The sequence below is a fragment of the Rhizobium sp. P1_E6 genome, assembly GCF_056405875.1.
Genome location: NZ_JBFUBG010000009.1, coordinates 105,611 through 112,860 on the forward strand (window position 1 = coordinate 105,611; position 7,250 = coordinate 112,860).

Sequence of the window (7,250 nt, forward strand, 5' to 3'; positions counted from 1 at the left end):
AATCCTCCGTTCAAGCGTTCTGCTTGACGCGTACGAGCAGGCAGCCGTCGGCCTGCATGATGACTTCGCGGCTTGCGGTGATGATGGTCGAGGTTTCGCGTTCGGTGATAACGGCGGGACCGGAAACAAAATCGCCCGGCTTCATGTCGGCTCTTGCAACGATCGATGCCTTCTGGAAACCGCCTTCCTGGACGTCGAAGATGTTGCGGGTGCCGCGGACCTTTGCTTCGCCAACCTTGGCGGTCTTGCCGATCCTCGCTGGCGGCGCGACCTTCGAGGTTGCGCGCAAGGACCAACTGACGATTTCGACATCGAGGCCATCGATGACGCGCCCGAAGAAGTGCTCGTATTGCTCGTCGAACAGCTTGCGGAACAACTTGCCATCTGCATCGGCATAGGCGCGTACTTCGATCGTGACGGGCACTTCCCAGCCCTGACCGAGGTAACGCATATAAGCCGTGCATTCGAGATCGGGATTTGCCTCGGGCGACCCAGACCGCACAAAGGATATAGCCTCGGCGCTGAGATCGGCGATCGTCTGGTTGATCTGGGCCGCATCGAAGTGGCTGAGCCGGCTGTAGGCGCTACGCACGCTTTCGAAACCGAAAGGAGCGCGCAGGAAACCGATGGCCGAACCGACACCTGCACCTGGCGGGATCAAAAGATCTGACATGCCGAGTTTTTCGCACAGGCGGGCGGCATGGATGGGTGCTGCGCCGCCGAAGGCGATCATGGTGAACTCGGACAGTTCCTTGCCATTCTCGACCGCGTGCATGCGCGCAGCGTTGCTCATGTTTTCGTCAACCACTTCGCTGAGCCCATAAGCGGCCGTGGCGATATCGGTTTCGAGCTTCGATGCAAGATCCGCATCCATTGCCTTGTCAGAGGCCGGGCGGTCAAGCTTCATTGCCCCGCCAGCGAATTCGTCCGGGTCAAGGCGACCAAGGATCAGATCGGCATCGGTGACTGTCGGGTTGACTCCGCCGCGACCGTAGCAGGCAGGACCGGGCTCTGAACCGGCGCTGTGCGGGCCGACGCGGATCTGGCGCATGCTGTCGATGGTCGCGATGGAGCCGCCGCCAGCACCAATCTCGACCATCTCGATGACTGGAATGGAAATCGGCATGCCGCTGCCCTTCTTGAAACGCCAGGTGCGGGCGACCTCGAAGGTCTTCGAAGTCTTCGGCGTCTGCTTTTCGATCAGGCAAATCTTTGCAGTGGTACCGCCCATGTCATAGGACAAGACCTGGTCGAGACCATAGCTGCTGGCAATATGGGCCGCGAAGATGGCACCGCCTGCGGGACCGGATTCCAAGAGGCGCACCGGGAATTCGATGGCACTTTCGACGCTGATGATGCCGCCGCCGGAATGAATCATAAAGACGGGGCAGCGGGTGCCCTCTTCCGTCAAACGACCAACAAGCCGGTTGAGGTAAGAGGCCATCAGCGGCTTGACGAAGGCATTGGYGCAGACAGTGTTGAAGCGCTGGAATTCGCGCATTTGCGGCGAGACTTCCGACGAGATCGATACGGAAATATCCGATTTCTTGGCCAGCAGACGATCGCGAACGACCTGCTCATGCGCGCCGTTGAGATAGGAGTGGATGAAACCGATAGCGACGCTTTCATAGCCGGCACCGATGATGCGATCGCACAGCCCGTCGACTTCGGCGAGATCGAGCGGCCTCAGAACCGAACCGGCTGCACCGATACGCTCGTCGATGACGAAACGTTCGTTGCGCGGCACAAGCGGCGCCGGCAGCACGATATCGAGGTCATACTGCTCGAAGCGGCTTTCGGTGCGCATCTCGATAACGTCGCGAAACCCCTTGGTGGTGATAAAGGCGGTGCGTGCGCCCCGCCGTTCGATCAGGGCGTTGGTGGCGAGCGTCGTGCCATGGATGATCGTGTCGATTTGAGAAAGCTCGACGCCGGCGACATCGGCCACTTCCCGGACACCCTTTACGATCGCGTTTTCAGGATAGGAATAATCGGTCAGCACCTTGATCGAGTGGAACGTGGTGCCAACCTCCATCGCGACGTCGGTGAAGGTGCCGCCGATATCGACACCAACCCTGATCTGCTTGCCATCTTTCGTCATTTTCTCGACTATGCTCCCTAAGCGAGCGATTGTTGCGCCTGCTCGATAATCCGATTATCGGCGTGCAGGGGCCTGTCCCCGCCCGCACAAACAGGCGGAGGCCAAAGGCTCTTCGATGTGATGAGTTTCTCAAGCCCAGCGCGACAGCGGAAATGGCCGCGCTGAACTTTGGCGTTACTGTTTTCCGGTGAAGTCTACACCCGGCAGTTCTGTTGGAAGTTTCGCACGATCGACGCCGATCCACCTCTTGTAGAGCGCGTCGAGTGACCCGTCTGCGGTGTGCTTGGCGACGAAGTCAGTCAGGAAGGCGAGCATTTCTTTATCACCCTTGCGGACCGCCATCCCCTGGAAGTTGTCGGCGACCTTGTACTTACGCTCAAACTGCTTGTCATAACCGGTTTCTTTGATGACAAGGCCGTAGGTGACGCTCCCCAGGATCGCATCGACCTGACCGGACAAGAGCGATTGAACGGTTGTTGCGTCGTCATCAAAACGTTTGATTTGCGTTCCCTTCGGCGCGACCTTGACCAGCAACGGCTCGAAAGCGCTGCCGCGGTTGACGCCGATCACGTATTTCGAGAGATCCTCGTTGCCTTTGATGGCAGCGTCGGTCTTTCCCCAGACGGTGATGTCGTTCGACGAATAGGGAATAACGTACTGGATGACCTTGGCGCGTTCTTCGGTGATCGTCATTGACGGCACCAGGAAGTCGACATTGCCATTGAYCAGCAGCGGAATACGGTTCTGGCCGGTGATACGCTCGAATTTAACGTCGACGCCCAGTTCCTTGCCGATCATCTTGGCGATCGCGATGTCGAAACCGTCATTGCCGCCCTTAGCGTCGATGAAGCCCCATGGAAACTGGTCCATCTGAACGCCGATGGTGGCCGTACCCTTGGCTTTGAGCTCTTCGGGCGTAACGGCGAGCGCCGTCGTTGCAAAAGAAGTCGCGGTGAAGAGGATGGTGGCAAGGCTGCTCAGGGCTTTCGAACGCGAATGAGTTCTTACTGTCTTGGTCATGTGATCACCTCTGGTTGGTTTTTTTTGGCATGCATTCTTGTTTTACCGCGCGGCGTTGAGGCGCCGTTCGATCCGGGCACAGCAGTAGGTCAGTGGGACGCAGGTGAAAAAGTAGATGAGTGCGACCGCCCCGTAGACCTGCAGCGGCTGAAACGTGATGTTGGCCATCAGCTGACCGGATCGGGTCAGCTCCGTGAGACCGAGCAGTGCGGCAAGTGCCGTGCCCTTGATCAGGTTGACGAGGAAGCTGATGGTAGCCGGCAGCCCGATGCGAAATGCTTGCGGCAGCACGACATCAATCATGCGATGTCTGTAGCCAATGCCGAGTGCGCGTGCCGCCTCGCTCTGCCCACCAGGAACAGCCTGGATGCTGCCGCGCCATATTTCGCCAAGGAATGCGCTGGTATGGAGCGAAAGACCGATGGCCAGCGCAACCCAGACATCTACCTTGAAGCCCAAGAGGGGCACCCCGAAATACACAAAGAACAGTTGGATCAGCAGCGGGGTGCCTTGAAAGATCTGGATGTAGGTTGCCATCAGAATGCGCAATGGTTTCCATTTGCTGGTGCGTCCAAGTGCGACAGCCAGGCCCAGCGCTCCGCCGACGGTGAAGGCAAGAAGCGAAAGAACAACGGTCCAGCGTGCGCCTTCGAGCAAAAAGAGGAACTCATTCCAGCCAAATTGACGGATCATCGGACTGCCTCACTTTGCCGGATAAGAAAAATAGACCCGGCCGATCATGCCGAGGGCGACGGAAACGAACTGGGACAACAGGAGGTAGATGACACCGAGCGTGAAATAGATCTCGAAACTGCGGAATGTCTGCGCATCCAGTGTCTGTGCAAAGTAGGTGAGCTCTTCCGCCGAGACCGACGACACCAGACTGGAGTTCAGCATCATCAGGATGAACTGGCTGCACAACGCGGGATAGACGGCCCGGATCGCCGGCCGGAAGACAATAAACCGATAGATATCAGCCGTTTGCATCCCAAGCGCCCTGCCCGCTTCAATCTGGCCCGGACGGATGGACTGTACACCGCCGCGCACGATCTCGGCCGCATAGGCCGCGCAATTTAGCGTCATGGCAAGAATAGCCGCTTGTTCGCCGCTGAGCCGGATACCAATTGCAGGCATCCCGAAAAAGACAAAGAACACCTGCACAAGTATGGGCGTGTTGCGGATCAGCTCGATGTAGCCAATGGCAATGGTGCGCAGTGCGGGTACCTTGCTCATCCGCACCATCATGAAGACAATTCCGAGCGACAATCCGAAGACCATTGAGATAGACGACATTCTCAACGTACCGATCACGCCTTCAAGCAGCGTCGGCCACGCGGCGAGAACGGGTGCGAAGTCGAAGGTGTAATTCATCAGGCCCTCCTCAATGGTTGAGGATCTGGCTGAGGAACGTTTTGGTTCGCTCGTGTGCCGGATTGCTGAAAAATACGTCGGGTTTGGCGCTCTCTATGATTTCGCCGCGGTCCATGAAAATGACGCGGTGGGCGACGGCACGTGCAAAGCCCATCTCGTGGGTCACGCAGATCATCGTAATGCCATCGTCTGCAAGCGAGATCATCGTATCGAGCACTTCCTTGACCATTTCAGGGTCCAGCGCCGAGGTCGGCTCGTCGAACAGCATGATCTTGGGGTCCATGCACAGCGCCCGGGCGATTGCCACCCGTTGCTGCTGTCCACCGGATAGCTGGGCGGGGTATTTTTCAGCCTGTTCGGCGATATGGACACGCTCGAGATGACGCATTGCCTTGTCCTTCGCCTCGGCCAAGGTAGCCGTTCGAACGCGACGCTGCGCCAGCACGCAGTTCTGTAAGACAGTCAGATGCGGGAAGAGATTAAACTGCTGAAAAACCATGCCGACGTCGCGGCGGATATGGTCGGCATTGCTCCCCTTCTGTCTTAGCTCGGTGCCGTTGACGGCAATGCTGCCTTCCTGGATTTCCTCCAGGTGGTTGATACAACGGATAAGGGTCGATTTACCCGAACCTGAGGGCCCACACAGAACGATGTGCTCACCGCGACCAACTTCCAGGTTGATCCCTTTTAGGACCTGGAGATGCCCATACCATTTGTTGACGCCCGTCATGGCAATGGCTTTTTCCGACATGCTGGTCCCGTTCATGGCCAATTCCCCTTTATTTCCTGTCAGGCTTTCGGTGCGACTTCGAAAATGGCATCGACTTCTACGGAGGAGCCGCGCGGCAATGAGCCCGCACCAAGCGCAGTGCGAACGTGGCGCCCGTTATCGCCAAAGATCTCCACGAGGAGGTCGGAAGCGCCGTCGATGACCGTCGGATGGCCCCTAAAATTCGCGGGCGCGTTGACGAAGCCACGCAACTGAGCGCAAGCGATGACGCGGTCGAGATCGCCATCTAGGGCAGCATTGACCCGCGCTAGGATATTGAGTGCGCAAAGGCGAGCGGCCCTGTAGCCGTCCTCGGCGGAAATGTCTTGACCGACCACGCCGGCGTAATGCTCAACACCGTCGATCCGCGGGATCTGTCCTGAAACGAAGAGAAGGCTCCCAACGAGCCTATGCGGAATATAATTTCCTGAAGCCGGGGCAATCGTAGGCAAAACGATACCGAGCTCCGAGAGACGTGCGGCGACGACACTCATAGCAGCTTTCCATCACTGTCAGGCGCGCTGATGCGCGAACCAGGTTCCCGGAACCATTCATCAGAAGCCATCGGCATCGGATGTTGATCCACTATTCCGTAAAGAGAATTAGTGAAATAGTATCTCATGTCAAGATAAAATCTAGAGATACTATCTCTCGGGAAGGTTTTTATCGAATTACAATTTTATCTTTCAAATTCAATTTGTTAATTACCGCCCCAAAGTTGGTTTATGGTCGTATCGTGCGAGATTCAGAATCTTTCCCATCATTTTTTTCGGAGCTGTACGTGGCAAATTGGCCGCCCATACCTACGATGAGTGAAGTGTGCGCACTCTGTGCCAACAAAATTAACGACAGGTGGTAGCATCACCGCAGGATCAAGTGATACCTTGTGTCGACCCCCTGCATATCTTCTGCAGACGCTACTTGGGGCAAAGGGGAACAGGATTTTGGACACTTTAACGGGCCGAACAATACGGGCTCTCAAGGCTCACATCGGCAACAGCCAGTTCGAAAGCGGTACTAAACTGGGATCACTCGCCGAATTATCGGAACAATTCGGCGTAAGCAGAACCGTCATTCGAGAAGCCGTGTCCGCCTTGCGGTCCGATGGCATCATAGAGTCACGACATGGTGTCGGGGTCTTCGTCCGCAACAGACCAGGTCCCGACGTCGAAGATGCCGGCGTGTTGGATGCGGACGTCGCGCTTGCTCCACTCGCTCGTTTACAGACGTCATTCATGGACCTGCTGGAACTTAGAATGGCCTTCGAGGTGCATGCTGCCGGTCTTGCGGCGGTTCGGCGATCCTGGGCTCAGGAATCCAACATCTGGAATGCCTCCCGCGAGTTCGAAGCCTCACTTGAAGACGAAGCCGCGCTTGATCATCTCGATTTCGTTTTTCACCGGTCGATCGCAGAAGCGACGAACAATGGTGCTTTCATCGAGTTCTTTAGCCTTATGAGCCTACAGATTCTTCCGCAACCGGCCTTCTCCAAACAGCTCAATCCTGCCCTTATCACTCTAGATTATATCCAGAATACGGTGGTCGAACATCGGGCAATCTGCGAGGCAATCAGCTCAGGGGTTGAGGAACAGGCACGCGAGGCCATGCGGGCCCATCTCAGCAGGAGTCACCTGCGATATCGCGGCTTTTCAGACGGCTCGAACTCTCCCCTGAGCAACGTGGCGCCTAGCGACTAGCTTACCTCGCTGTAGTAGCTCTTGAACAGATTTGAACCGCCGGCGTGGCGGTCAAATCGAGCAGGCACATTTGATGATGAAAATCGTCCGCGATTAAGCTCGCCTCGATGCCGTTGATTTGAAATGTGCTCGAAACAAATCCTTGAAATCGGCGAAGCTCTCGCATCCCGCCGCTTTGGCCGCCCGGGATACGGTCGTCGGCCCCACGCAGCATTCAGCAGCGATCGATTGTACCGTACCGAAGGCGATCGCTTCCGGCTTTTCAAGGGCAAGCCGGGCGACGCGCTCGGAC

At 57.0% G+C, this 7,250-nt stretch carries 8 protein-coding genes; 1 reads left to right on the forward strand and 7 read right to left on the reverse strand.

The window, feature by feature from the left end:
• Positions 1–10 precede the first annotated feature (10 nt).
• The 6 genes from AC1D35_RS07710 to AC1D35_RS07735 form a co-directional block, all read right to left on the reverse strand.
• Positions 11–2,101: a hydantoinase/oxoprolinase family protein gene (locus AC1D35_RS07710; RefSeq protein ID WP_477938462.1), complete on the reverse strand. Its 2,091-nt coding sequence runs from the start codon at positions 2,099–2,101 to the stop codon at positions 11–13.
• 174 nt (positions 2,102–2,275) lie between these two features.
• On the reverse strand, positions 2,276–3,121 hold the full coding sequence (locus tag AC1D35_RS07715; RefSeq protein ID WP_477938463.1) for a transporter substrate-binding domain-containing protein: 846 nt from the start codon (positions 3,119–3,121) through the stop codon (positions 2,276–2,278).
• Positions 3,122–3,163: 42 nt separating this feature from the next.
• On the reverse strand, positions 3,164–3,814 hold the full coding sequence (locus tag AC1D35_RS07720) for an amino acid ABC transporter permease (RefSeq protein ID WP_477938464.1): 651 nt from the start codon (positions 3,812–3,814) through the stop codon (positions 3,164–3,166).
• A 9-nt stretch (positions 3,815–3,823) separates the two neighbouring features.
• Positions 3,824–4,492, reverse strand: coding sequence for an amino acid ABC transporter permease (locus AC1D35_RS07725; RefSeq protein WP_477938465.1), 669 nt, complete (start codon positions 4,490–4,492; stop codon positions 3,824–3,826).
• Between the two features lie 10 nt (positions 4,493–4,502).
• Positions 4,503–5,243, reverse strand: a complete 741-nt coding sequence (locus AC1D35_RS07730; RefSeq protein ID WP_477938471.1) for an amino acid ABC transporter ATP-binding protein — start codon at positions 5,241–5,243, stop codon at positions 4,503–4,505.
• 38 nt (positions 5,244–5,281) lie between these two features.
• On the reverse strand, positions 5,282–5,755 hold the full coding sequence (locus AC1D35_RS07735; protein WP_477938466.1) for a RidA family protein: 474 nt from the start codon (positions 5,753–5,755) through the stop codon (positions 5,282–5,284).
• 450 nt (positions 5,756–6,205) lie between these two features.
• Here AC1D35_RS07735 and AC1D35_RS07740 point away from each other — a divergent pair, with 450 nt between their 5' ends.
• Positions 6,206–6,958: a FadR/GntR family transcriptional regulator gene (locus AC1D35_RS07740; protein ID WP_477938467.1), complete on the forward strand. Its 753-nt coding sequence runs from the start codon at positions 6,206–6,208 to the stop codon at positions 6,956–6,958.
• A 93-nt stretch (positions 6,959–7,051) separates the two neighbouring features.
• On the opposite strand, the gene AC1D35_RS07745 is transcribed toward AC1D35_RS07740, so the two are convergent.
• On the reverse strand, positions 7,052–7,250 hold a 199-nt coding region (locus AC1D35_RS07745; protein ID WP_477938468.1), incomplete at its 5' end, for a MurR/RpiR family transcriptional regulator.

Bases quoted from the DNA above. Each gene is read 5' to 3' on its own strand.
- AC1D35_RS07720 (WP_477938464.1), bottom strand. From the start codon at position 3,814: ATGATCCGTCAATTTGGCTGGAATGAGTTCCTCTTTTTGCTCGAAGGC.
- AC1D35_RS07725 (WP_477938465.1), bottom strand. From the start codon at position 4,492: ATGAATTACACCTTCGACTTCGCACCCGTTCTCGCCGCGTGGCCGACG.
- AC1D35_RS07730 (WP_477938471.1), bottom strand. From the start codon at position 5,243: ATGTCGGAAAAAGCCATTGCCATGACGGGCGTCAACAAATGGTATGGG.
- AC1D35_RS07735 (WP_477938466.1), bottom strand. From the start codon at position 5,755: ATGAGTGTCGTCGCCGCACGTCTCTCGGAGCTCGGTATCGTTTTGCCT.